This window comes from Paraburkholderia sp. D1E (assembly GCF_052682275.1).
In genome coordinates, this window is the sequence record NZ_JBQYMB010000001.1 from 2,228,441 (window position 1) to 2,254,443 (window position 26,003).

General features: G+C 60.7%; 18 protein-coding genes and 1 pseudogene. 14 read left to right on the plus strand and 5 right to left on the minus strand.

The genetic code is table 11. The features are described from left to right. Positions 1-802 precede the first annotated feature (802 nt). The 4 genes from ACUN0E_RS10190 to ACUN0E_RS10205 all read left to right on the plus strand — a co-directional run bounded on the left by ACUN0E_RS10190 (position 803) and on the right by ACUN0E_RS10205 (position 5,881). On the plus strand, positions 803-1,348 hold the full coding sequence (locus ACUN0E_RS10190; protein ID WP_408227888.1) for a fimbrial protein: 546 nt from the start codon (positions 803-805) through the stop codon (positions 1,346-1,348). 107 nt (positions 1,349-1,455) lie between these two features. Next, complete coding sequence (locus ACUN0E_RS10195) at positions 1,456-2,214, plus strand: fimbrial biogenesis chaperone (RefSeq protein ID WP_445566493.1); 759 nt, start codon at positions 1,456-1,458, stop codon at positions 2,212-2,214. A gap of 2 nt (positions 2,215-2,216) precedes the next feature. Further along, the gene (locus tag ACUN0E_RS10200) at positions 2,217-4,844 is read left to right on the plus strand and encodes a fimbria/pilus outer membrane usher protein (RefSeq protein ID WP_445566494.1); all 2,628 of its coding nucleotides are present in this window, start codon (positions 2,217-2,219) and stop codon (positions 4,842-4,844) included. Further along, entirely contained in the window at positions 4,841-5,881 is a 1,041-nt protein-coding gene (locus tag ACUN0E_RS10205; RefSeq protein WP_408519848.1) for a fimbrial protein, read from the plus strand. Before ACUN0E_RS10200 ends, ACUN0E_RS10205 begins: the two co-directional genes overlap by 4 nt. 19 nt (positions 5,882-5,900) lie before the next feature. Here the strand turns inward: ACUN0E_RS10205 and ACUN0E_RS10210 are convergent, their stop codons facing one another. Further along, positions 5,901-6,548, minus strand: a complete 648-nt coding sequence (locus ACUN0E_RS10210) for an ABC transporter ATP-binding protein (RefSeq protein WP_445566495.1) — start codon at positions 6,546-6,548, stop codon at positions 5,901-5,903. A gap of 293 nt (positions 6,549-6,841) precedes the next feature. Between ACUN0E_RS10210 and ACUN0E_RS10215 the strand changes: the two genes are divergently transcribed. After that, positions 6,842-8,152, plus strand: coding sequence for an MFS transporter (locus ACUN0E_RS10215; protein WP_445566496.1), 1,311 nt, complete (start codon positions 6,842-6,844; stop codon positions 8,150-8,152). Here the strand turns inward: ACUN0E_RS10215 and ACUN0E_RS10220 are convergent. Further along, on the minus strand, positions 8,070-9,191 hold the full coding sequence (locus tag ACUN0E_RS10220) for a helix-turn-helix transcriptional regulator (protein ID WP_408340092.1): 1,122 nt from the start codon (positions 9,189-9,191) through the stop codon (positions 8,070-8,072). The two genes, ACUN0E_RS10215 and ACUN0E_RS10220, sit on opposite strands and share 83 nt — an antisense overlap. 136 nt (positions 9,192-9,327) lie before the next feature. Between ACUN0E_RS10220 and ACUN0E_RS10225 the strand changes: the two genes are divergently transcribed. Both ACUN0E_RS10225 and ACUN0E_RS10230 read left to right on the plus strand, forming a co-directional pair. Continuing rightward, on the plus strand, positions 9,328-9,771 hold the full coding sequence (locus tag ACUN0E_RS10225; RefSeq protein WP_408340090.1) for a hypothetical protein: 444 nt from the start codon (positions 9,328-9,330) through the stop codon (positions 9,769-9,771). A 715-nt stretch (positions 9,772-10,486) separates the two neighbouring features. Then, positions 10,487-12,391 (plus strand): ATP-dependent metallopeptidase FtsH/Yme1/Tma family protein, encoded by a 1,905-nt coding sequence (locus tag ACUN0E_RS10230; RefSeq protein ID WP_445566497.1) that lies wholly within the window; start codon positions 10,487-10,489, stop codon positions 12,389-12,391. Positions 12,392-12,466: 75 nt separating this feature from the next. Here the strand turns inward: ACUN0E_RS10230 and ACUN0E_RS10235 are convergent, their stop codons facing one another. Further along, positions 12,467-13,261: a sulfite exporter TauE/SafE family protein gene (locus ACUN0E_RS10235; RefSeq protein ID WP_445566498.1), complete on the minus strand. Its 795-nt coding sequence runs from the start codon at positions 13,259-13,261 to the stop codon at positions 12,467-12,469. 191 nt (positions 13,262-13,452) lie between these two features. After that, the gene (locus tag ACUN0E_RS10240) at positions 13,453-14,646 is read right to left on the minus strand and encodes an acyltransferase family protein (RefSeq protein WP_445570413.1); all 1,194 of its coding nucleotides are present in this window, start codon (positions 14,644-14,646) and stop codon (positions 13,453-13,455) included. 586 nt (positions 14,647-15,232) lie between these two features. Between ACUN0E_RS10240 and ACUN0E_RS10245 the strand changes: the two genes are divergently transcribed. The 4 genes from ACUN0E_RS10245 to ACUN0E_RS10260 all read left to right on the plus strand — a co-directional run bounded on the left by ACUN0E_RS10245 (position 15,233) and on the right by ACUN0E_RS10260 (position 19,918). Beyond that, complete coding sequence (locus ACUN0E_RS10245; protein WP_408227920.1) at positions 15,233-16,339, plus strand: OpgC domain-containing protein; 1,107 nt, start codon at positions 15,233-15,235, stop codon at positions 16,337-16,339. A gap of 74 nt (positions 16,340-16,413) precedes the next feature. Then, positions 16,414-18,018: a tannase/feruloyl esterase family alpha/beta hydrolase gene (locus ACUN0E_RS10250; protein ID WP_445570414.1), complete on the plus strand. Its 1,605-nt coding sequence runs from the start codon at positions 16,414-16,416 to the stop codon at positions 18,016-18,018. 215 nt (positions 18,019-18,233) lie between these two features. After that, positions 18,234-19,160 carry an ABC transporter ATP-binding protein gene (locus ACUN0E_RS10255; protein WP_408228084.1) on the plus strand — a complete coding sequence of 309 codons (927 nt, stop codon included), beginning with the start codon at positions 18,234-18,236 and terminating at the stop codon, positions 19,158-19,160. Further along, positions 19,157-19,918: an ABC transporter permease gene (locus ACUN0E_RS10260; RefSeq protein WP_408227923.1), complete on the plus strand. Its 762-nt coding sequence runs from the start codon at positions 19,157-19,159 to the stop codon at positions 19,916-19,918. Before ACUN0E_RS10255 ends, ACUN0E_RS10260 begins: the two co-directional genes overlap by 4 nt. A gap of 147 nt (positions 19,919-20,065) precedes the next feature. Here the strand turns inward: ACUN0E_RS10260 and ACUN0E_RS10265 are convergent. Beyond that, positions 20,066-21,097, minus strand: a pseudogene (locus ACUN0E_RS10265) (histone deacetylase family protein). Between the two features lie 271 nt (positions 21,098-21,368). On the opposite strand from ACUN0E_RS10265, the gene ACUN0E_RS10270 reads away from it, so the two are divergent. From ACUN0E_RS10270 to ACUN0E_RS10280, 3 genes are all read left to right on the plus strand, one after another. Continuing rightward, positions 21,369-22,757 carry a purine-cytosine permease family protein gene (locus ACUN0E_RS10270; RefSeq protein WP_445566499.1) on the plus strand — a complete coding sequence of 463 codons (1,389 nt, stop codon included), beginning with the start codon at positions 21,369-21,371 and terminating at the stop codon, positions 22,755-22,757. Positions 22,758-22,788: 31 nt separating this feature from the next. After that, entirely contained in the window at positions 22,789-24,444 is a 1,656-nt protein-coding gene (locus ACUN0E_RS10275; RefSeq protein ID WP_445566500.1) for a GMC family oxidoreductase, read from the plus strand. A gap of 109 nt (positions 24,445-24,553) precedes the next feature. Beyond that, positions 24,554-25,969, plus strand: a complete 1,416-nt coding sequence (locus tag ACUN0E_RS10280; RefSeq protein ID WP_445566501.1) for an amidase — start codon at positions 24,554-24,556, stop codon at positions 25,967-25,969. Positions 25,970-26,003 lie beyond the last annotated feature (34 nt).

Sequence of the window (26,003 nt, forward strand, 5' to 3'; positions counted from 1 at the left end):
TCGGCGCCGGAGCAGGGGTGGGTGTCGGAGTCGGCGTGGGCGTCGAACTGTTTTTGTACCAGCAACTCTTCCCATATCCGAACGCGGGATCCGTACTCGACACCGCTCCCGTCGAGCACTGCACCCCGCCTGTGAACGGGCCATTAATGTCGTATTGAAGGGTAGGGGAAGTCGTGCCGTAGACGACATTCGCCGTGCCCGTGAACGAACAGAATTGACCCTCGGCGGCACAGTACGTGTACGTTGTTCCGCTGATCGTCAACGGGCTTTGCGCATAAGCGGTGCCAACCAGCATACCGCCGACAGGCGCAAGCATCAGAAGCGCACGTTTCATTTCGGACTCCGCGAATAGATGTCGTCAGAGATACCTGCGCGGCAATTGAATGCGTCGAGGTAGTCCGAGGCGTGATCACTGCTGGGGAGCGAGGCAACGAGCTTTAGTTAAGTCGATTTGACAGTTCAGCAACGGACAACAAAAAGCTCTTTCCGGCAAAATCGACTTGTCCCCATTCAATAAACGTAGATTTTGCTCAGTCCGCGCTATTCATATGAACAAAAACCGGTAGTGTAGACGTCATTTTCAGGAGCGCAGTGTCCGCTTAAGTCGTTTTTACTTCAAAAATTGTCCCGTTTGACATTACTTCAAACTTTCCTCGTTATCCCTGACATTGCTTGACTGTCCCTTTTTGACGTCGTCCCGATAATTGGCCCCGGCGCGGTTGGTTTGAGCGCAACACCATTGCTTAACCCGCCACACACACGGTCTTTTAATACGACGCACTATTTATCAATGGGGATAACCATGAAACTCACGCGCTCAGGCGTACTCGCTACGGCTATTGCTGCCGCAGCTGCCATGCCGGCTATTTCGCAGGCTGCAGACGGCACCATTACGTTCACCGGTCAGATTACGAGCCAGACCTGCACGATCAGCGGCAACGGCGCCGGCAAGAACTTTACCGTCACGCTGCCGACCGTCTCGACATCGGCGCTCGCTACTGCCGGCACGACTGCCGGCCGCACACCGTTCAACATCGCACTATCGAACTGCACACCGAACTCGGGCAATGTGTCGACCTATTTCGAGCCGGGCGCTACCGTCGATACGACCACGGGTCAACTGGTCAACGCTTCGGGTACGGCGACCAACGTCGAAATCGGCCTGCTCAACGGTGACAGCAGCGTTATCACGCTGGGTGCCGCTCAGGCCTCGCAGAACTCGAAGGCCGTCGCGTTGGCGAGCGGTGCGGCCACACTCAAGTACTTCGCGCAATACGTTGCGACGAACGGCGCGTCGACGGCGGGTACGGTCAACACGACCGTCATGTACTCGATCGTCTACCAGTAAAAGCCAGACGCTACGGGGCGGTAGCCGGTGCCCGTGAGAGGCGCCGGCTGTCGAGGAGATCAGAGCGAACCCGGAGTTCGCCATGTAATCAGGATAACAAAATGATAATGCGAAAGATTTTATCAAAGGCGATGACGGTTTTCGCATTGTCGTGGTTGGTGAGCAGCGCGCATGCGGGTGTTGTGATCAGCGGGACGCGCGTGATCTATCAGGCCAATGAGCGTGAAGTGACTGTCAAGCTCAATAACGAAGGTGACGCACCGGCATTGGTGCAAGTGTGGCTCGACACAGGCAATCCGAACGCGATGCCGGACGAATCGAAGGTGCCGTTCACCCTGTCGCCGCCGCTGTTTCGCCTCGATCCGAAGAAAGGGCAAAGCCTGCGCCTGATCTACACGCAGGAGCCCTTGCCGCAAGACAAGGAGTCGCTGTTCTGGCTCAACGTGCTTGAAGTGCCACCGCGCGCGGACGCCAGCGCTACTGCGGGCGATCCGAATTCGTTGCAACTGGCGTTCCGTTCGCGCATCAAGTTGTTTTTTCGTCCGACGGGGCTCCGTGGTAATGCGGACGAAGCGGCCGCGAAAGTCAGCTGGAAATTCGTGCGCAAGGACAACGGCGGCTACGCGCTCGAGGCGACCAATCCGACGCCTTATCACGTGACTTTCAGCAAGATCGTCGTGAGCGAGAACACAACGAACTGGACCAGCGACAAGGGCGGCATGGTCGACCCGGGCGCGAGCGCCGACTTCGACGTCGGCAACGTTGCACCGCTCGCCGTCGTGCCTGCGCAGGTCGACTACACGTTCATTAACGACTACGGCGCCGGTGTCAACGGTAAAACGCTGCGTGACGAGACCCGCAAGTAACCATGCGCACCCGGGAACACTCCTCACGGCCGCGAGCCGGAAACTGGTTCGCGCTCAGGCGCAGCCATGCTGTGATGCTTGGCGCGCTGGCCGCCTGGGGCACGGCCCCGGCGTTCGCCGGCTCGACGATGCTTGCCGACGTGCAGTTCAACAGTGAGTTTCTGATGAAGCCGAAAGGGCAAAGCGTGGACGTGTCGCGTTTCGAGCGTGGCAATCCGGTGCGGCCCGGCGAGTACACAGTAGATCTCTACGTGAACGGAAACTGGGTAGGCCACGACGCGTTGCGTTTCGTGGCACGGGAAGGCGCGGGCAACGCGGTGCCGTGTTTCAGCAAGGCGCTGATCGAGCGCCTCGGTCTGGACTTCTCGGCACTGTCGGACAGGGGCCGTGGCGAACTTGCAAAAGCTCAGGCGGGTGAGTGCGCGAACCTCGCCGATCTCGTCGACGGTGCGTCGCAATCCTTCGACCTGTCCGATCTGCGGCTCGATCTGAGCATTCCGCAGGTGGCGCTGCTGCGCAATCCGCAAGGCTACGTGAGCCCCGAGTTCTGGGACGAAGGCGTGACCTCGGCCACCCTGGGCTACAACCTGAACTCGTTTCGCGTGACTGGTTCAGGCGCAGCGAATACGCAAACCTATCTCGGGTTGAATAGTGGCATCAATGTCGGCAGTTGGCACTTCCGGCAGAATTCCGCGCTGACGTGGCAATCGAACGGACCACGCACGTATCAGAATATCGCGACCTACGTGCAGCACGATCTGCCGTCGATTCGCAGTCAGTTGACGCTCGGCGATGCCTTTACCGATGGCGCCGTTTTCGACAGCATCGGCATTCGCGGTGTCGAACTGGCAAGCGACGACCGCATGTTGCCCGATTCGCTGCGTGGCTATGCGCCGCTGATTCGCGGTGTGGCGATGACCAATGCGCGCGTGAGCGTCACGCAGAACGGCAACAAGCTGTACGAGACGACGGTCGCGCCAGGCGCATTCGAGATCAACGATCTTTACGCCACCGGCTACGGCGGCAACCTGCTCGTCACGGTGACGGAAGCCGACGGCAGTCAGCATAGTTTCTCGGTGCCCTATGCGTCGGTCGCGCAGTTGCTGCGTCCTGGCATTACGCGCTTCAATGTCGCCGCGGGCCAGCTTCGCGACGCGCAGGTCAATCAGCACGACAATCTCCTTCAGGGAACGGTGCAGCACGGTTTCAACAACGTCATCACCGGTTACGCGGGGACGATCGTTGCAGAAGGTTATCTCGCCGGGCTGCTCGGCGCGGCGGTCAACACGCCCCTGGGCGCGGTCGCGGTAGACGTGACCGAGGCGCGCGCCAACATTCGCGGCGTGACCAACACCACCGGTCAGAGTGTACGAATCAGCTACAGCAAGCTGGTGCCGGCCACCAACACGAACTTCACCGTCGCCGCCTATCGCTATTCGTCGAGTGGTTTCTGGGCGTTGCGCGACGCCATGCTGGCGCGCAGCGCAGTTGCCGCGGGACAGGACCCGAGCTCGGTCGACCGTCAGCGCAATCAGGTCCAACTGACAATGAACCAGAGCTTCGGCAACGGCTGGGGCAATGCCTATGTGGTCGGCTCGACGCTTGATTACTGGAATCGCGGCGGCACTACCACGCAATTCCAGATCGGTTACAACAACGTGTTGCGTGCGCTCGGCACCAACTTCAGCTACAACGTGTCGCTGTCGCGGCAGCGCGACGGCCTGACCGGTCAGATGAACAACCAGATCTTCGCGAGCGTTTCGATTCCGCTCGGCACCAGCCAGCATGCGCCGACCCTGTCGACCAGCTTTACGCATAACAGTCAGAGTGGTTCGTCCGAGCAGGCAATGCTGAACGGCTCGGCCGGTGTGGACAACGAATTCACCTATGGCGTGACGGCGAACCATGCGCCGGGCTCGAGCACGGGTGGCGTGAACGGCCAGTACCGTAGCCCGTACGCGACGCTTGCAGCGAGCGCGAGCGGCGGCTCTGGTTACTCGCAAGTGTCGGCGGGCGTGACCGGGGCGATCGTTGCGCATCCGGGCGGCGTGACCTTCGCCAACGATCTGGGCGACACGATCGGTGTGGTCGAGGCGAAAGACGCAAAGGGTGCCCGCATCACCAATTCGTCAGGCGTGCGCATCGACAACTTCGGCTATGCCGTGATTCCGTATCTGACGCCGTACAGCCTTAATACAGTCGAAATCGATCCGAAGGGGATCCCGCTCGACGTCGAATTCAAGTCGACCAGCCAGCAGGTGGCGCCGCGTGCCAACTCGGTGGTGATGATCCACTTCGGCACGGTGACCGGCAGGGCGGCGGTGATCGCGGCTCGCTTGCCGAACGGCGCGCCGTTGCCATTCGGCGCGACCGTGTACGACACGAAGGGGCAGAGTGTTGGCGCGATTGGTCAGAACAGCCGGATCTTCGTGCGCGGCGTGGCCGATGACGGGGCGCTTACCGTGAAGTGGGGCGATGCTGCGGATGAACAGTGTGGCTTCGGTTATCACTTGCCGCCGAAGGGCGAAGACCGCGGCGCCTATGCCCATATCGACGCGGTATGCGGCGGGGTGGCCGGCGTGGCGAACGAAGCAGCGGCGGGTTCGTCCGCCGGAGGAAATGCGCAATGAAGATGTCTTTCTCATACGACGCCGTTAGAAAATACTTTGGCATCCTGATGTTATGTGCTGCAGGCTGTGCCGGCCTGATCGCCAGCGTTCCCGCTCACGCGGCGCTGCAATGCACGATTACCGGTTCGGCGGCGATCAGCTTCGGCACGCTCACGGTGCCGCGCGATACACCGGTCGGCACGGCAATTGGGCCGGTGCGGTCGTCGACCGTTTCTGTTAACTGCCCGTCGAATCCCGGTACGGTGCCTCCGTACAACAACGGTTGGTATATCCAGTACTACCCGCAATTGACGAGCAGCGCGGTAGCCGGCGTGTGGAATACCGGCATCGCGGGGATCGGCATCAAGGTTGTGGACGTGACCTACGGCAATACGACTTTGTCCACCCTGGCGCTCGGTAAGTGGGGCGATTTCGGCGCACCGATCACGACGACGGCTGCGTTCCAGGGCAGTTTCACGTTCAGCTATCAACTGGTCAAAACGGCCGCACAAGTGACGACGGGTGGCGCGGTGAACATCCCGCAATTGCTCACACTGGTCAGTCACAATATTCCGGCGAATATCACGTCGCCGGCCCTGGTGACGCTTTCGGTCAACAACACGTCCATCGTTGCGACCACCTGCACGGTGACGACACCCTCGGTCAGCGTCGCGCTGCCAACCGTCAATGCCAGTGCATTGAGCCCTGTGGGCACGACAGTCGGCAACACGAACCTCAGCATCGGACTATCGTGCCAGGCCGGTGCGAATGTCTACGTGACGCTGACTGACGCAACCGCTCCCGGCAACACGACCAGCAATCTGACGCTTGCGAGCGGGTCGACCGCGACGGGTGTCGCGCTGCGCCTGCTCAACAGCAGTGGCACGGTGGTCAGCTATGGGCCGGATTCAGCGGTAGCGGGCAATCCAAATCAGTGGCTTGTCGGTGCATCGGCGAGCACGACCCGCATACCGTTGACCGCGCAGTACATTTCCACTGGCACGGTAGGGCCTGGTACGGTGAAGGGACTCGCCACTTTCACAATGAGCTATCAGTGAAGTTTGAAGGGCGGGCGTATTAACCCGGCGGCGCAGAGACTTCCTGGCCGCGCGTCCCCAGATCCGCAAAGCGGACGGTTCGCGCCGCGCAAGCGTCCGTAAAGGCCGTGTCGTAGCTTGAGAAAAAGACCGTGCGGGTTTCGGCGAGCGTTTTGAACAGATCGACCAGAACGCCGCGCGCCGAGGCGTCGAGTCCGCCGACCGGTTCATCCGCGATCACAACGTTGGTTTCGCCGAGTACGGCGCCCGTCAGGAAGATCTTCTTGCGTGTTCCAAACGACATCTGCTCGAAGCGTTTGTCGAGATGCGGTTCGAGCCCGAAACGATTGGCAAGATCGAGCGTGTAGCTGTCAACCGCTGTCTTTCTCTCCGACGCCACGCGCGCCAGATACTCACGACCGGTCCGGTCCGGATACGTCATGCAGTCTTCGGGGACATACGTGAGCACGGATTGCGCCTCGTGCGGCGCGGTGCGCAGTGAATGGCCGCCGAGCCACACCTCGCCAGCGTCGGGCTCGATCGTGCCGGCGAGGATGCCAAGCAACGTCGACTTGCCGCTGCCGGATTCATCGTTGAGCGCCACGCATCCTGCAGCGGTGTCGTAATGCAGTCGCTGAAAGATGACGTGTTCGCTATAGCGCTTGCTGAGGTTCTCGAATCGAAGCATGGAATGCGAAGGGTGTCAGCCGCAGATTGTGTGACGCGACCGCTCACGCAGATTACGTTCAGCACGATGCCGGGCGGCGGAGATTCTTCGGGAAGTTGGCGGTGCGCAAGTGTAGCAGCGTGGTCAGATGCTTTCACCGCACCTGACAATTACGCCTTGCCGGTTGGGTACGCGACGCGAAGATCGGCGTACTCAGTGTAAAGTTGCGTGGTTTCGCGCCGTTAAAGGAAAGAGCTTTCCCCCATTCTGCCAATCTCCTGAATACCTCGACGCTCCCCCGTCGACCGCAATCCATGCAAACTGCTGCCCGCAAAGCGGGCCAACCGTCCCGCGCCGAACTCAGGCGTATCGTCATCGCCATTGTTATCGGTAACGGTTTCGTCGCGTACGACTTTACCGTCTACAGCTTTTCCGCGGTCATTATCGGTAACCTGTTCTTTCCATCGAGCAATCCCGCGTCGTCGCTGCTGCTCTCGCTCGCCACCTTCGGCGCGGGCTTCGTGATGCGTCCGCTCGGCGCGATCATGATCGGCCATATCGCCGACAGCCGTGGCCGCAAAGCCGGCCTCACGGTTTCACTTACGCTAATGACCCTTGGCACATGGCTGATCGCCTGCCTGCCGGGCTATGCGTCGATCGGTCCCGCCGCGGCGGCGCTGATGGTGCTCGCGCGCCTGATGCAGGGGCTCGCGGCAGGGGGCGAGATCGGGCCGGCATCGGCTTCGCTGATGGAGTCGGTTGCCTACCGGCATCGTTGTTTCATGGTGAGCTGGCGCGGCGCGAGCCAGGGCGCGGCCGCTTTCGCCGCCGCGCTGGTCGGGGCGAGCACCACGGCGCTGCTGTCTCCCGCCGCCATGCATGACTGGGGATGGCGTGTTCCGTTCGCGCTGGGTGGGCTGATCGGACCGGTCGGCTGGTACCTGCGTCGCCGGATGCCGGCCGCCGCGCCGTCGCAGCGTGTGCGGCTTAGCCCGAGGCGCATGCTCGCGGAGTATCCGCGTCCCCTCGTCTGTGGCCTGCTGATGATGGCGGCGCCTTCGGTGGGCATCTACCTCACCGTCTTCTATATGCCGGCCTATCTGGTCCGTACGCTGCATCGGCCGGCGGCAATCAGCCTTCTGACGGCCTGCCTGTCAGGGCTCGTGATCCTCGTGGTGACGCCGCTCGTGGCGCGCGCGGCCGACCGCTGCGCAAGCCGCAAGACGCTGCAATACGCGGCACTTGTGGCCTCGCTGGCGCTCACATGGCCGGCATTCTGGGCGCTGACGCACGGCGTGGGCGACGTCGCCGCGCTCGTCATCATCACGGCGTACGTGGCGCTTGCGGTCAACAACGCCGGCCCAGGTTCCGTGCTGATGATGGAAGCTTTTCCAGCGCATCGGCGCGCGGCCGGACTTTCGGTGATTTACAGCTTCGGTGTTGTCCTGTTCGGTGGATTTTCACCGTTCTTCGTGACGTGGCTGATCAACTGGACAGGCGACCCGATGATTCCGGCGTGGTATCTGATAGGCGCGACCCTGCTCACGCTTGTCGCGCTGAAAGCATTTCCTGAGGCAAAGGCGCCGGATGCGTGCGTTGCCAGTGCTTCGCAGCCGTCGGCGTAAGCTCCCACGCGCTACGGTGTTGCAGGTCCAACGCGCGCAACCGCATATCTTGTGGGCTCATGTCGAAAGCGCGGCGAAATGCGCGAGTGAAATCGGATGCGCTCTGGAAACCGAGTCCGTAAGCGATTTCCGTTACCTGAAGATGCGGGAAACGGACAAGTTCGTCCGCCGCTTCCCGCAACCGGCGATTGCGGATGTAAGCGCCGAGCCCGCCTTCATGCTCGAACCAGCGATAGATCGTGGCGCGTTTCAGTTGCAACGCCTGAACCACACTGGTCGGCGTGAGGTCACCCTGGTACAGGTTGGCTTCGACGTAGCGCCGCACTTGTCCCATCACGGCAGCCTGCATCGCCGACCGGCTCGCGCCTGTCAGACGTGCATCTTTGCGGAAGGCGGCGAGCAGCAGTTGGGCGCTGGCATGTAATGCATCCGCCGCCGCGACCGGGTCGAGCGTGGGGATTTCCCGGGCGACTGCCGCCAGGTGGTCCAGCACGAGTCCGGTCAGCGGCGAACCCTGCTGCACGATCCGGCCGTGAATCGCCGTGCCGTCGCGCAGTTCTTCGTCCACGATCGCGGACGGGACAAACAGGCTCAGAAGCCGGCATTCGGGCCGTTCGGCCCGAAACGGCTGATTCAGATCGAATGCGACGATGCCCCGCACCGAGTCCGGCGAGCTACGTTTCTTGCGCATGCCCGACACATGGCCGATTTCGCCTTCCACGAACAGTTGAAAGACGTAATCGCGCCGCGAGTCTGTGGAAACACGCGCGACCGACCGTTCCAGCAGCATCGATTCCGTGCTGCAGTCCGTAAATACCATTCCGCCGACTGCGTATAGATCGATTTCGCCGCGAAATCCCCCGGCGACCTGCTCTTTCGACGGCGGTACGTCAACCACATGTCCCACGCGCTGGCGCCACGCCAGAAATTGTTCCTCGGCGGGGAGCGCGTGCGTGCTGAAGCGGCTCGTGGAAATAGCGGAGCGCGAGTCAGCTGCGGCGGCAGCGGCCAGGTGCGGCGGCAATGTGCGCTGGTTCATGGATCGGTTGCTGCGAACTGGGGGAGGCGGCTCTAGTGAGGTAGCGATGGTAACCAAATATTTAACATGCTGCCGTCCGGAATTGAGACGTATGGTAAAGCCAAACAAAAAACCTGCGGTATTGTCGGATGATTAGATGCAGCTCGCTTTCGTTGACGGCGCAATAAATCCGTTTAAAACAAGCCCCGTTTCTGGAATCGCAACTGCACGCAGAAAGAGCGCCGATCAGCATTCGCGGCGCAATGGGTGCGAGGCCCAGGCTTTGCCCGGCGGCCAATTTACGGGGTATCAAAAGATGAACGGCACGAATAAGCCTCCGCCCGCCCAGCGTGGCGGGCGGCGTCCGGCCAATCTGGTAGACAGCCAGTTGGAACATCTTGAGAGCATGGTTCAGTACGTAACGCGTGGGGACGCGGTAAGCGTACTAGTCACGCTCGACCATGAGTACTGGGAAAAACGCGTTCGCGCGCTGGAAGAAACTCACGAGTTGATTGCCAGCCAACGCAAACGGATTATCAAGCTTCTCGACCAGCTCGGGAGTGAAACGCAGATGAAGCTGAGGCGGCGCACGGCCGCCTGAGTCTGAATCTGCTGAAGGGAAGGGTTGCAAGGATCGGGGGTAGTTGCGGGAGAGCAGACCGGTGTCTTAAGGCACCGGCAATAAAAAAGAAGGACCTGAGAGTGCGGCGAGATGCGGACAGGCCCATTAGAGGCTCGCCGCTCAGTTGCAAAAAAAGGTGGGCGTCTTGCCCATCGGACGTTCGGGGGTGTTGCTGTATGCGCCTCCAGACTTGGCCGAGCGACCGGTCGAGGGTGGCACATAAGTGTTGTCCTCGCCGGGCGCTCGCTCGGCTGATCTCCAGTATCATTCCTTACACCAGCTAATCGCCGCCAGCCAGCCTGGACGGGCGTTTTCAATATTCCGCGATTTACTGCAATGTTGACCGCTTTTAATAGGGCGCGGTTAAGTGCAGATATTCAGAATACGCGGCGAATAGTGGGCTGATAAACTGTGCGCCGGAGCGGCAGGCCGTCATTTTTGACGCGACGATCGCTCCCCCAATCCGACGGCATGAATCGCCGGATACACGGTAGAAATGGTCCTTTTCCGCAAATTGGAAAGGCGACCATCCGGCATACTGGCCGGTGTGCGAGCCGCTAAAAGGGACGCATGGTTCGATGTCCTTCTTTCCGCGCATATGCGGTGTCGCGTCAGCCGATTCCCCCTCGCCAACCTCTACCACCTGATTTTGACCAGTATTAGGGCTCCATTGGCCCGTTTTTGGAAGTGACTCATGAAGCCGGGAAAGAACTCGCTTGGGAAAAGACGCACACGCAAGATCGCCATTGGGCTCGGCGCTGCACTAGTCGCGGTATTACTCGCATTGAGCGCCTGGCAGTACCAGCAACGCGGCGCGCAGGCCGCCCCGGCGCTTACCGGCATCGCGAGCCAGATGCGTCACGACACCTCGGCGTGGACGCACGAAGAGAAAGACGCGTCGCAAATGTTGCGTGACATCCACGAGGCCAACGTCGCCGCAATCGGCGTGAGTCCCAACGCGATTCTGGTGTCGAAGCGCGATGGCGCGAAATACTTCGTCACTGACCATAACGCGATGTTCTCGCATGCGCTGCTGCTCGGCGAATCCAAAGCTGACCAGACCGCGCCCTATCAGCTCGTTTGGCTGCCCGATGCCGACATCCGGACCGGCGCGGCGCGCTGGGCTCCGGTGTTAGGCCAGGTGCGTGACGCGATCAGCGTGCTGTTGCCGCTGTTGCTAATCGGCGGCATGGTGTGGTTCATGCGTCGCGAGATGAGAGGCGGCGCGTCGCTGCTCAGCAAGGCGCCCACGCTGCGTTTCGACGACGTGATCGGTGCGGGTGAGGCGAAGGCGGCGCTCGCGGACATTCGCGGCTATCTGTCCGATCCGAAGCAGTTCACGTCGATGGGGGTGCGCGCACCGTGCGGCATTCTGATGGTCGGTGGCCCGGGCGTCGGCAAGACGCGGCTTGCCCAGGCGCTCGCCGGCGAATGCGGTGCGAACTTCATTTCGATCACGGGCAGCTATTTCAGTGCGAAGTACTATGGCGTTGGCATCCAGAAGGTCAAACACCTGTTCGAACTCGCGCGCAAGAATGCGCCCACGGTCATCTTTATCGACGAAGCGGACGGCCTCGCCAAGCGCACGGATACCGGCGGTGGTCCCGTCGAAGCCGAGAGCAACCGCATCATCAATCAATTGCTGGCGGAAATGGATGGCTTCGCTTCGAACGAAGGCGTCATCGTCGTCGCGGCGACCAATCATCCTGACAGTCTGGATGAGGCTTTGCGTCGGCCGGGCCGGTTCGATCGCACCGTGCAGGTCCGTTTGCCCGACCGCGAAGACCGCGCCAGGATTTTCCGCTTCTATGCGCAGAAGCTGAAGTCGAAAGCCGCCGACATCGACTACGACCAGCTTGCTCGCCTGACCACGGGCCTTTCTCCAGCAACGGTCGCGATGGTCGTGAATCAGGCGGGGCTGGTCGCGCGCAAAGCCGGCGAGACGGAGATTGCCTCGAAGCATTTCATGGAAGCGATCAAGATTGCGCGTATCGGCGACGTGAGCGGCGCCGAACGGGCACTGAGCGAGGACGAACGCACGCGTATCGCAGTGCACGAAGCGGGGCACGGTCTCGTTGCCGCGCTGCTCGGCACCGGTGTGCTCGAAGAGGTCACAATCCTGCCGCGTGGCGGCGCGTTGGGTGTCGCGCTCATCACGAAGGCGCAGGACAAGCACCTGTACCGCGAAACGGAAATCCGCAACGAAATTCAGGTCTTGCTTGGTGGGCGTAATGCCGAAATTATCACGTTCTCCGAAGCGTCGAGTGGCGCTGCGTCGGATTTGCAGGAGGCATCGCGCATCAGTCTCGACATGGTCTCGAAGTTTGGCTTCAACCGCGACGGCGATCTGTTCAGCCTCGCGGCGCTGCCGTCCCAGTATGCCGGTCTGCAAATGAAGAGCGCCATTGAGCACGCTAACGTGCTGCTCAAGGAATTGAATGAGTTGTGCCATGGGCTGCTGCAGGCCTATGAGCCCGTGCTGCGCGCCATTGCCGACGAACTGCTCGAACGGGAGACCGTTCCTGGCGAAACCGTTTACCGGTTAATCAAGGAGCACAAGAGCGCGCTGAAGATCGTCCACGAGCCGGCTGCCGCTTGAACCGCTTTGCGCTGGCGGGAGCGCAAGAGAACATGTTCCACGGTTTGGATTTGTCGGCACGCGCAGCCCGAACGTTTATAAAACGCCGGATTTCCAAACCATCTGTGCAGCGGCCGCCAGGACGAACACCAGAACCAGAACCCGAAAGGCCCCTGGCGGCAATCTGTCCCTCAGCGGCCGCACTAACAGCATTCCTACGATTACCGGCACACTCGCACAGGCCGAAATGGCCAGATCGCTCCAGCTGGCATGCGCACCGCCACTAAACGTGGCGACCAGCGTGATAATTGAAACCACCAGAATAATCGCGATCTGCTTCGTAAAGACTTTCCCCGTGGCGCCCGTGGCGATCAGATACATCGCCAGCAAAGGCCCCGGCACCGAAGCGATGCTCTCCATCAGTGCCGCACCGAATCCCAACACGAAGCCCGCGGGCTTCGCCCATGCCGGCCTCAACGTAAGTCTCGGCGAAAGCAACAGGAGCAGCGCCGCGACGATCAGCAACACGCCCGCAGCAGCTTGCGCGCGATGCGGCGCAAGCGAGATCAATACGCTCACGCCGACGATGTTGCCAATCACCGTACCGATCAATGGCGCGGCAATGCGCCGGACCGTCGGCAGCATGTCGCCGCCTTCCAGCGCCTGTGGAATATTGCCGAGAATGATCGGCATGGACAGCAATAGAACGGCCTCCTTGATGGGCATGAACTGGCTGAGAATCGGCATCGCAACCAGCGGCACGCCGATACTCACCACGCCCTTGACCATCCCGCCCAGCAACAGCGCCGCAATGATGCCAAGCAGCGCGTAAAGGCTGAGCGTCTGCAGGCTCGCGCCAAGCACGCCATTGGCGAAACTGAAATGAACCATCGTTGAAGTCCGCGAGCCAACCGCGCGGATCAGATGAACCGGAGTGCGCGCGGGCAGTGGTTTGTTTTTATCGTTCGGCCTGTTCAGTGCTCGCGTGTCGCGCAAGGTTCGAAGCAGCCGGCTAAGTGAGGGCGCATGATACCGCGCTCTTACTCAAACCGCCTGCAAGCGAAACGTAAGGGATGGTTCCTTCAAACGGCATCTGAAGTGGCGTCTTCATTCCTCACTGCACGCCCATTGCGAGCGGCAAACGTGGTCGGCGTTTGCGTGGGTGTTGAAGTCGCGGCGTCCACTGGTGCGCGCCGCGTTTTCAAGCGAAGAATCGGTGCTTCGATCAGCCGCCAGGACAGCGTGGCCATCGCCAGTGAAATCAGGAACGAGCCGATAATGCCGGCGACGTGCGCCCACAGCGGCACGGTGCCGCCGAAAAGCGCCGTGGCGTGGCGATTGCGGGTCAGGTCCGGAATCAGATTGTGATAGAGATAAAAGCCGTAGCTGATGCGCCCGAAGCTCACCAGCCAGCCAGTTTCGAGCAGGCCGATTACTGTCGCGTTACGGCAGCATGCAATCGAGCACACAAGCGCCGCAATGCAGACGCCATACAAGGCGCTGACCATCGTGAAAGCAAGCGAACTGCCCAACTGACTCCACCTTGGCTCAGTCGCACAAAAAACCACCAGGCAAATACTCAAGACGAACAGCGTCATGCCATGCCCGAGCACGACTCGCAAGCGGCTTTGTTTCCCAGCGATCATCAAGCCGCCAATCCCACCTAACGCCAGCAGCCAGAAGTTGCTCAGTGGATGCGTATAGATGGTGATTTCCGGCCACTGCGCCGCGCGCATTGCCAGCAGCGAAACCAGTCCAACTACGACGATCGCGAGGCACGCGGCGTAATGCCGCCGCGCCGCAACCAGCAGCAACAGCGGCGCAAACACGAGATAAAACTGTTCTTCGATCGCAAGACTCCATAGATGCGAGTAACGCCCCGGCCAGTAATGCAGCACGGAGCCGATCCAGAAGTTCGACAGATAAGCGAAATGAAACGGCATGCCGCTGGCCAGTTCAGGATTCGCCATGCCGAGCGCCATCAGCACGCACATCACGACCAGCATCAAGTAGTAAATCGGAAATATGCGCAGTGTGCGGCGAAACAGAAAGCGCTTGAGTTCAGCGCCGAACCGGCTGCCGTTTCTTTCGATGCGCGTACGTTGCGCGGACAGGATGCCGATGATCAGAAAGCCGCTCAGCGCGAAGAAGATCCACACGCCGAGGTGACCGATCTCGCCGATCTCGCCGATCTCGCCGAATAGTCGGTGTTGAAAAAATACCATCAGGACTGCAATCGCACGCAATCCGTCGAAGCCGGCAATCCTGTTGTTCATGTGGGTGTCTTCCAGTGTGAAGGTGGCGCGCAAGGCGCTGCCGTTCAGGGCGATAGTGGAAGGACCGGAGCGCATGGGTGACGGTAAATTCAGCCACGGCAAATAGAAGGCGTCGCACTGACGCTCAGCGAGCCAGGAGATCGAAGATCAGCCCGGCAGCGTGTCCGGTCCACATGAGTGGCCGCCGTCGAAGGGTGGCATCGCGCGAAACGCGGGACATCCGACGGGCGTGTATGAATTCATCCTACGATGAAAAAAAGCGAAAAAAATCGCGCGTCACAATCAGTGATTTTTTTCCGTGACCCTTACCGATTGCGCTCGCGCTCGACGCATTAAAGCCGCAAAACTTGCCGCAAGACTTTCCGGTAGCTCAATGCGTGGTGATTCAGTTTTACCGTACGCCGACATCTGGATTTCGGATTGCTGCCACTCCGCGTGCAATTAGAGGGCGGTTGTCAGCGTACGTTGATGTGGTGCACGGCAACGGTGGGAACGTTTTATTGTCATGGAGTTCCTACCGGAAACAACGGTATACGACCGATTTTTACGGCGTATTGCATGCACGCACTATCTTGCGAGAACCTGAATGGACACCCGCCGCGGACGCTCGATCGAAGTGGATTTCTTCCGCGGCGTCGTACTGATTGTCATTGTGTTGGACCACATTCCTGGTAGCACGCTGTCGCATCTGATGTTGCATGCCTATGCCTTATGCGATTCGGCTGAAGTGTTCGTGTTCCTCGGCGGCTATGCGTCGGCGGCAGCGTATACGGCGGTGCTCGCCGGCCGCGGCGAGAGCGCGGCGAAGATGCGCTTCGTCAGGCGCTGCTGGGAGATCTATCGCGCCTATCTATTGACGGCCGTATTGACGCTGTTATCGGGCGCCGTCCTCGCGCTCTTACATCTGAACCAGCCGATGGTCGACCTGACCGGCTGGCAGCCGTTCGCGGTTCAACCGCTGCGCGAGGCGTTCGATATTGCCCTGCTGCGGCGCCAGCCGTATCTGTCGAGCGTACTGCCCATGTACGTGATCTTTGCGTTATTCGTGCCGTTCGTGGTGCCGTTGGCGCGCCGCTCCTCGCTCGCGGCGCTGGGCTTGAGCGTGACGATCTGGGCGCTGGCCCGGCCGCTAGCCGCACTATTCAGCATTGACGACGTGGCCAACTGGGCTTTTAATCCGTTTGCATGGCAACTGATGTTCGTGCTCGGCATTCTGTGCCGGGTGCAACCCATCAGCGAGCGCTTTCACGCAACCCCCACCGCGCGCTGGCTCACGCGGGCCGCGGTGGTCGCGGTGCTGGCGTTCGCCGTCGTTAAACTCTTTGTGCTGACGCAGCCGCTGCCCGGCACGCTTAAACAGAACCTTTCCGTGGACCGTGTGATCAACTTCATCGTCATCGCCTGGGTGGCCGCGCAGTGTGTGCGCATGGGCAGCATCGCTTGGCTCGCACAGCGGTTGCCGGCCGTGGTGACGGTCGGCCGTACCGGGCTTGTGTGTTTCGTTACCGGCACGCTGGTGTCGCTGGTTGTCGATACGGCCACGCCGCATACGTTCCACGGTTTTCGCGGCACGCTGATCGGACTCGGCGGCGATCTGGTCGCCATCGGCGCGGTGTTGATGATCGCGCGCGGCTGGAACGACTGGAGGGGGCAGCAGTCGCGCCCGGCCGCCAACGGCGCAGGTTACGGGTGAGGGCGCGTGTGCGCCATCTGCGTCATGTGCGTTCCACGCTCGGTTCACGCACGGCCGTCACAGCCGTCGGCGCAGTGCTATGGCTGGTGAGCGGCTCAGAGGCATTCGCCGCCCCCAGGGAAGCACTGCTCGCCATGCGTTGCGCAGAATTCGCCGGCGCGGTGCTACCGCCGGAACTGATCGCCTTGCCCACGGCCGGCGTGCAGATCGAAAACGCGGCGATGGTGGCGGCTACCGCGCCTGGCAATCAGCAGGGCGGCGAATATTGCCGTATCACGGGCCGCATCAAGGCGCTCAAGGCAAGCACGCCCGATATCCGCTTCGACCTGAATCTGCCGCGCCGCTGGAACGGCCGTGCGCTGCAGATCGGTGGCGGGGGCTATAACGGCGTGGTGGTGAGCGGTACGGGCGTGATGCCGTTCTCTCCAGATCGCGCACCGCTCGCGCAAGGCTATGCGACCTTCGGCGACGACTCGGGGCATGTGGGCAATTCATCGCTCGCGGTTTTCGGCCTCGTCGATGAAGCCGTGACGAATTTCGGCTACGCGCATCTGAAGAAAACGCACGACGCCGCGCTCGCGCTCATCGCGCGCGCCTACGGCCGGCCGCCGCAACGGATGTATTTCGCCGGCGGCTCGACAGGTGGCCGCGAAGGCTACACGGTGATGCAGCGCTATCCCGACGACTACGACGGGGTGATCGCCAATTCACCCGCGCTCAATTTTTCCGGCGTGCGTTTGATGGGCGTGAAGCTCGGTCAGGCGGAGTACGCGACGCCCGGCGGGTTTATCCCACCGCTGTTGCTCGAGCACGTATATCAACGAACGCTCGCGGTCTGCGACCGGCTCGACGGCGCGGCGGACGGCATCATCAGCGACATTGCCGGGTGCCGGGAACACGAAGCGGAAATCATCGCCTCGTTGCGCTGCGCCGGACGTGCACCCTCGCATGACGAGTGCCTCACCGACCCGCAACTCTCCACGTTGCTGATGATGCGCGACGGCCTCTCGTTACCCTACAAACTGGCGTGGGACGTCACGGGCTATCGTGGCTACAACATCTTCCAGGGCACGCATCTGAACGGCCTGCTCGGGCTGGCGCATCAACCGGAGCGCTTGCCGGTACCGACCTTCTTCGCCAACGGCTACCTGTTCGCGCAGGGAGACGGCTATATCCGCTATTTCGTGACGCGGGACGCGGAGTTCGACTCGCTCAGATTCGATCCGCAGCATCCCGGAAAATATCGTGGGCAACTGATCGCGCTTTCACAGACGATCGGCGCGATGAACCCCGACCTCGCACGCTACGTCGCGCACGGCGGCAAACTCATTACGCTGCAAGGCCTCGCCGACGAAGTCATCAGCCCGAACCAGACGATCGCCTACTACGAAGCGCTGGTCGATCGCTTCGGCATCGACCAGGTCGATGCGTTCATGCGGCTCTACATGGTGCCGGGTTTTCAACACGGCAGCGGCGTGTTCATTCCATCGGTAGATCTGCTGGGCGCGCTCGACAACTGGGTGACGCGTGGTGTATCGCCCGAAACCTTGACCGCTACCGATATCGCGGCGGCGACCAACGGCCGCTCGCGTCCGTTGTGCCGTTACCCGCTGTTTCCCCGCTACAGCGGTAAGGGCAACGTGAATCTCGCCAGCAGCTTCGCATGCGCTGAACCGTGACAGGATCCGGCATATCCAGAATATCCGGCCAAAACCATAGCCGGTCCTGAATGGCAGACGTGCTGCGCCGGCGGACCTTGATCCGGTCTATCGGTTTCTTCGGATTCTCGTGGTTATACTGCACGCTTTCTCACTTTCATTTACATTGCGGGTGCGGTCGCGTATTCGCACCGCCTCCCTCCAATCAAATACCGGTGTCTGCCATCGTCGAATCCATGCAGCCAATCGTCTCGGTCACGAATCTGTCGAAAACCTATGCCACGGGTTTTCATGCACTCAAAAACATCAATCTGGCGATCAACCGCGGGGAAATCTTCGCCTTGCTTGGGCCCAACGGGGCGGGCAAAACCACCCTCATCAGCATCATCTGCGGCATCGTCAAGGCAAGCGTTGGCAGCGTAATGGTGGACGGCCGCGACATCGCGGTGGACTATCGTGGCGCACGTTCGCTGATCGGCCTTGTGCCGCAGGAGCTCACCACCGACTCGTTCGAAACCGTCTGGGCGACTGTCTCGTTCAGCCGCGGACTGTTTGGCAAGCCGAAAAACCCCGCTTACGTCGAAAAGGTGTTGCGCGATCTTTCGTTGTGGGAAAAGCGCGATAGCAAGATTATTACGCTGTCAGGCGGTATGAAGCGCCGCGTGCTGATTGCGAAGGCGCTCTCGCACGAACCGCGCGTGCTGTTCCTCGACGAACCCACCGCCGGTGTCGACGTCGAGTTGCGCCGCGACATGTGGAAACTGGTGCGCTCGCTCGCCGCGAGCGGCGTGACGATCATTCTCACCACTCACTATATCGACGAAGCCGAGGAAATGGCCGACCGCATCGGCGTGATCAATGCGGGCGAGATCATGCTGGTGGAAGAGAAGACGGAATTGATGCGCAAACTCGGCAAGAAGCAGTTGACGCTGCAACTGGAGAGTCCGCTCGCGGAGGTGCCCCCGGCGCTGACCGGTTATGGGCTGGATGTCGCCAAGGGTGGCAACGAGTTGATCTACACGTATGAGGGCGAGGGCGGACGCACTGACATCATCGCGCTGCTCAAAGCGCTCGACGACACCGGCATCCGCTTCAAGGATCTGCATACGACGCAAAGTTCGCTCGAAGACATCTTTGTCAGTCTGCTCCGAGGTAACCAATGAATATCTACGCAATTCGCGCGATCTATAAGTTCGAGATGGCGCGCACCTGGCGCACTCTGATGCAGAGCATCATCGCACCGGTGATTTCGACTTCGCTTTACTTCGTCGTATTCGGTGCGGCAATCGGTTCGCGTATCAAGGAAGTGGACGGCATCAGTTACGGCGCATTCATCGTGCCGGGTTTGATCATGCTGTCGCTGCTGTCGCAAAGCATTTCGAATGCATCGTTCGGGATTTACTTTCCGCGCTTTACCGGCACGATCTACGAGTTGTTGTCCGCGCCGGTGTCGTATCTGGAGATCGTCGTGAGCTATGTGGGCGCGGCGGCCACCAAATCGATTCTGCTCGGGTTGATCATTCTGGCTACCGCCGGGCTGTTCGTGCCGCTGCAGGTGCAGCACCCGTTCTGGATGATTCTGTTCCTGGTGCTGACCGCGGTCACGTTCAGTCTGCTCGGTTTCATTATCGGCATCTGGGCAGATAGCTTCGAGAAGCTGCAACTCGTACCGCTCCTGATCATCACGCCGCTCACGTTTCTCGGTGGTAGTTTCTATGCAGTCAATATGCTGCCGCCCTTCTGGAAGATCGTGACGCTGTTCAATCCGATCGTTTATCTGGTCAGCGGATTTCGTTGGAGCTTTTATGGCCTCGCCGACGTGGATGTCGGTGTCAGCCTCGGCATGACCGCGCTGTTTCTGGCCGTGTTTCTCGTGATCGTCGCGTGGATCTTCAAGACCGGGTATCGGCTCAAGAGCTGATACCGGATGTGCGAACTGGCTCTCTGCCGGTTCGCACATTCATCGAGCCTTTCCGGAACTCAGGAAGCGCCACACGCCTGACAACGATGCGATAAGAGTTCCATGCGCAGCACGGCGCTCTTATGGGATATCACCGCAACGCAACCCTCAGTGTTCTTCAAAACCGGTCAATACGCCCACCGCGTTCACGCCGATCTCTTCCACCGCATAACCGCCCTCCATCACGAACAGCGTCGGTAAGCCGAGTTGTGCGATTGCCGCACCGATTCGCGGATAATCGTCGCTTGTGAGCCGGAACTGCGAAATCGGATCGCCTTCGAACGTATCGACCCCAAGCGAAACCACCAGTGCGTCAGCCGCGAACCGGTTGATCTACGTGCCGGCATGAGCGAGCGCGGCTGAGTACCCGGACCAATCCGTGCCCCACGGCAGCGGATAATTCAGATTGAAACCTTCGCCGGCGTCGCGGCCGGCTTCTTCCGCGTAGCCCAGCAGATACGGATAGTCGATCGAGGGGTCCGCATGCAGCGAGGCGAACAGTACGTCGTCGCGTTCGTAGAAGATCGATTGCGTGCCGTTGCCATGGTGATAGTCGACATCGAGTATGGCTACACGCCTGGCGCCGTGCGCGAGCCAGTGTTCGGCCGCAATCGCGGCGTTATTCAGGTAGCAGTAGCCGCCCATCACGTCGCGTCCCGCGTGGTGCCCAGGCGGCCGGCACAACGCAAAGGCCGCGCGCTCGCCGTTGCTCACGCACTGCGCGCCAGTCAGGGCAACATGCGCGGATTCCTCGATCGCGTGCCAGGTGCCCGAGGTGATCGGCGCACCCGCATCCATTGCATAGAAACCCAGCTTGCCGTCGATGCTAAGCGGCGCGCGGTCGCGCCGCAGGCCGCGCGCCGGCCAGATGGTCGGCAGCGCATCGTGTGTGCGGCCGAGCGCGCTCCAGTCCCGCCATGCGGTCTGCAGAAAATCCAGGTAGGCATCACTGTGTACGCGGCTCAACGTGTCGATGCCGAAGCGAGTGGGCGCGATGACCTCGCCGAGCCCGACCTGGCGCAAGCGATCGTGGACGATCTCGACGCGCCGTGGCATCTCGAAGCACGGCTTCAATTCGCCGTCGATCAGTTCGCTGCGGCCATGATGAAGGCGATGGCGCTCGCCATAGATGGTGATCAAGCGTGTCTCCGAAATGAAATGCTGCTTAATGTAAGCACGATCCGCCGCATATCGACTATCGCAGCAGTCGCATTTTCTTTCCAAGAAGATTAAACCGATCCAATGAAGAGGCACCGTCTATGCAACGGTTGCTTCGGCACGCCCTATGCGTGTGGAGAAAAACATAGGGAAAACCAATTCAATGGAAAGCTAATTAGTTCTTTCGGTGGTTTTTTTGTTGTTGAACAGTCGGGCTGTGAATCCAATTTGACGAATCTCAAGGAACAAGCCGATGAATCAGGAAGATACGATTGGCCGTCTGGAACAAAGCACGATCCAGCCCATTCCTGCCGCCGAACGGCACGGCAAGGCGAGCGATCTGTTCACGATCTGGTTCGGCTCGAACATCATGTTGCTGACCATCGTCACCGGCGCGCTGGCCGTCACGGTGTTCAAGCAACCGTTCTGGTGGGGCGTGCTGGGAATCGTGATCGGCACGCTGGTGGGTGCGGTTTTCATGGCCCTGCACTCGGCGCAAGGGCCGCAGTTGGGTGTCCCGCAAATGGTGCAAACGCGTGGCCAGTTCGGCTCGATCGGCTCGCTGCTGGTGGTGGGGCTCGTGGTGATCATGTACCTCGGGTTCTTTGCGTCGAACCTCGTCCTCGGCGGCCAGGCGCTGCGCAGCCTGACCCCTGCCGTCAGTGTGAACGACGGCGTGATCGTCGTGGGCATACTGAGCCTCGTGGCGACGATCTTCGGCTACAACCTGATTCACGCCTATACGCGGTTGATGACGTGGTGCTCCGGTGCGGTGCTGGTGCTCGCCTTCGTGTGGATCATTTTCGTGCATGGACTGCCAGCTGATTTCTTCGCGAAGAACAGCGCGAATCTGACGGGCTTTCTCGGCACGATTTCAGTCGCGGCACTCTGGCAGATCGCCTATGCGCCCTACGTGTCCGACTATTCGCGCTACATGCCGGCTGAGACCGGCTCGCGTGTCGCATTCTGGGCAAGCTATTGGGGCTGCTCGCTTGGTTCGATCTTTCCGATGGTGCTGGGCGCCGTAATCGGCCTCATGGTGGCGGACGGAGACGTGGTCACCGGCCTCACGACGCTTACGCACGGCATCAGCACGCTGGTCGTGATCGTACTGTCTATCGGCATTGCGGCGACTAACGCAATGAATCTGTATTGCGGAGCGCTTTCGACCATCACGATTCTGCAAACGTTATTTCCCTCATGGTCCGGCAAGGCACGAGCGCGTGCTGTCACCGCTCTGGTGCTGTTTGCCATTTCTCTGACGATTGCATTGTTTGGTCAAAACAACTTCCTCGCGGCCTATACGAACTTCATTCTGTTGCTGTTGTACGTGCTGGTGCCCTGGACGGCGGTCAACCTGATCGATTACTACCTCGTGCGCCATGGCCAATACGATGTCGACTCGTTTTTCCGGCAGGACGGTGGTATTTACGGGCGCTTTAACGGCATTGCGATCTTCTCGTACCTGTTCGGCATTGTCGTGCAACTGCCATTCGTCGCAACCGACCTGTACACCGGGCCGATCGCGAAGAAGCTCGACGGTGCGGATATTTCATGGGTCGTCGGTCTGGTGTTGACCTCGCTGGTTTACTACGTGGGTTGCAAGCGGTTTTCCCGCACGACTGCTCGCGTGCCTGCCTGATCAATCTCCCCGCCGCTGGAGCCCGCACAAAATGAGTCAAACAGCACAAACAATGGACTTCGACTTCGTGATCATCGGGGCTGGTTCGGCCGGCTGTGTGCTGGCGAACCGGTTGAGTGCGGATGGCCGCTATACGGTATGTCTCGTCGAAGCGGGCGGTTCTGACAGCACACCGCGCGTGCAGGTGCCGGCCGGCACCATCACGCTCTATAAGAGCCCGCAGTACAGCTACAACTTCGAATCCGCGCCGCAAACGCGTTTGAACGGACGTAGCTTGCATTGCCCGCGCGGCAAGGTGCTCGGTGGATCGAGTTCGATGAACAGCATGATCTACATTCGCGGCATGCGCTCGGACTATGACGGCTGGTCCGCGGCGGGTTGCAAAGGCTGGGCCTACGACGATCTGCTGCCGTTCTTCAAGCGCTCGGAAGGCAACCGGCTCGGCCAGGACGAGACTTATCACGGGACGGGCGGCGAGTTGTCAGTCGACCGTCCGCGCGATCCGAATCCGCTCTCGCAGATGTTTATTGACGCCGCGCGCGGCATCGGTCTGCCGCATAACAGCGATTTCAATGCGGGCGACCCATTCGGCGTTGGCGTGTATGACGTGACGCAGAAAGCGGCGCACCGTTTGTCGAGCTATAGGGCGTTCGTACATCCGGTTCTGCAGCGCAAGAATCTCACGCTGCTGAGCGATTGCCGTGCGTTGTCCTTGCGTCTCGAAGGCAACCGTGTGCATGGCGTGTACGTCGAAAAGGACGGCACCGTCCTGCTGCTGAATGCAAAGCGGGAAGTCGTTCTCGCCGCGGGCGCGATCGGTTCGCCGCATCTGATGCTGATGTCCGGTATCGGCGATGCTGCGCATTTGCGGGAGAGTGGCATCGACGTCAAGCATCATCTCGCGGGTGTGGGGCGCAATCTGCAGGATCATCTCGACGGCCTGGTGACCGTGCGTTCGTCGAGCGCGAAAACGCTCGGCTTTTCGCTGCGTTCGCTGCCGAAGGTGGTTGCGTCGCCCTTCAAGTATCTGCTGCGTAAGAAGGGTTGGCTCACCACCAATTACGTCGAAGCCGGCGGCTTTGCGAGAACCCGTTACGCCGCTGGAGGCGACCCCGACGTGCAGTTCCATTTTGTGCCCGGCTATCGCAGCCATCGTGGGCGTCTTTTTGAATACGGTCACGGATTCGCTATTCATACCTGCGTGCTGCGGCCGAAAAGCATCGGCATGCTTACGCTGTCGCGCGAGGACAAGCGTGCGCCGCTGATCGACTACAACTTTCTCGCTCGCGAAGAGGATGCACGTGTGCTGATCGAAGGCATCAAGCTTGCGCGGTCGATCCTCGCCTCGCCGGTCTTCGATCCAATCCGCGGCAAAGAGATGCTGCCGGGCGCTTATGTGCAGTCGGATGTTGCGCTGCTCGATTACATTCGTGCGCACGCGGCCACGGTCTTCCATCCAGCGGGGACCTGCAAGATGGGCATTGATGCCGGCAGCGTGGTCGATCCGCAATTGAAAGTGATCGGGCTCGAAGGCCTGCGAGTGGCCGATGCATCGATCATGCCGACGCTGGTGAGCGGCAACACCAATGCGCCCTCCATCATGATCGGCGAGAAGGCGGCTGACATGATGCTGGCCGACGCTCGCCGCGGCAAAGCCACATACGAGTCCGCAATGTCCGCCGCATAAGCACTCGGATGAAAGAACCACGGCCACTAAAAAAGTGCCCGTCTGACGACGCAAATGCACACGACATGCGAAACTGACGGGCATCCCCACCACGAAGCCGATAGCCACTATGTCCGTCGATTTGAGTCTCATTGAGCGAAGCGCGTGCGAAATTGTCGATCTGTTGCGCGAGGAATCGGTCAGTCCGCATGATCTGCTCGACACGCTTGCCGCTCAGGTGGAGCGCGTTGAACCGCAAGTCAACGCGCTGCCCACGTTGTGTTTCGAGCGCGCGCATGTGCATGCCGATGCGTTGCTGAAGAAGCCGCTCGGTGAGCGCGGCCTGTTATGCGGGTTGCCGGTGCCGATCAAGGATTTGACCGATGTAGCCGGCGTGCGCACCACACGTGGTTCGCTCGTCTACCGCGATCGCATTCCGGAGACATCCGATGCCGGCGTGACACTGCTGGAAGCGCGCGGCGGCGTGGTCTATGCGAAATCCAATACGCCGGAGTTCGGTTCCGGCGGTCATACGTATAACAGCGTGTTCGGCATTACGCGCAATCCGTGGGATCTGTCGCGCTCGGCGGGTGGTTCCTCGGGTGGCGCGGCTGCCGCGTTGGCATCGGGCACGGCATGGGTCGCGCAGGGCTCCGATCTGGCGGGGTCGTTGCGCACGCCTTCGGCGTTTTGCGGCGTGGTGGGAATGCGTCCCACGCCGGGGCGCGTGTCGTATGGTCCGGCTGCCAATCCGTACGACACGCTGGGCATTCATGGACCGATGGCACGCAACGTAACCGATGCTGCGCTGCTGCTCGACGCGATGTGCGGCGAAGTCGAATGCGCGCCGATGTCGCTGAGCGAACCGGCAACGTCGTTTCTGGAGCATGCACGCAGGCCGCAGCGTCCGGCGCGTGTCGCATTCAGCGAAGGGTTGGGTATTGCGACAGTCGAGCCGGAGATCCTCGCAATCTGCCGTAAAACGATGGACCGCCTGGCAGGTTCAGGCATCGGCGTAGATGAAAGCGATCTCGATCTGAGCGGGGCAACCCAGGCGTTCCATGCGCTGCGAGGTATCTCGTACGCGGCGAACTATGAAGAGGTGCTGGCTCACCATCGTGATGTGCTGAACCCCAACGTGATCTGGAACATCGAGTTTGGTCTGCAGGTGGATAACCGCGCCATGCTCGCAGCACACCGTACGCGCGGCTCGTTGTTCCACAAGATGAACGCGCTGTTGCAACGCTATGACGTGCTGATCTGTCCGGCTTCTATCGTGCTGCCGTTCCCGGTGGAAGCGCGCGATATCCGCGACGCTGTCGGCCGGCACTTCGATACGTATATCGATTGGCTCGCCATTACCTACGCTTTGACGCTCACCGGCATGCCGGTCATCGCAATTCCGTGCGGGATGAGCGCGAGTGGCTTGCCGGTCGGTATTCAGATCGTCGGTAAGCCGCGTGGCGAAGCGGCGTTGTTGTCCGCTGCGCGCGCGATCGAAGAGGTCATCGGGACGTGGTTTGTCGGTAAGCCGCAAACGGCTTGACGCGCGCTGACGCGGTGACCACTTGATTGCTTCG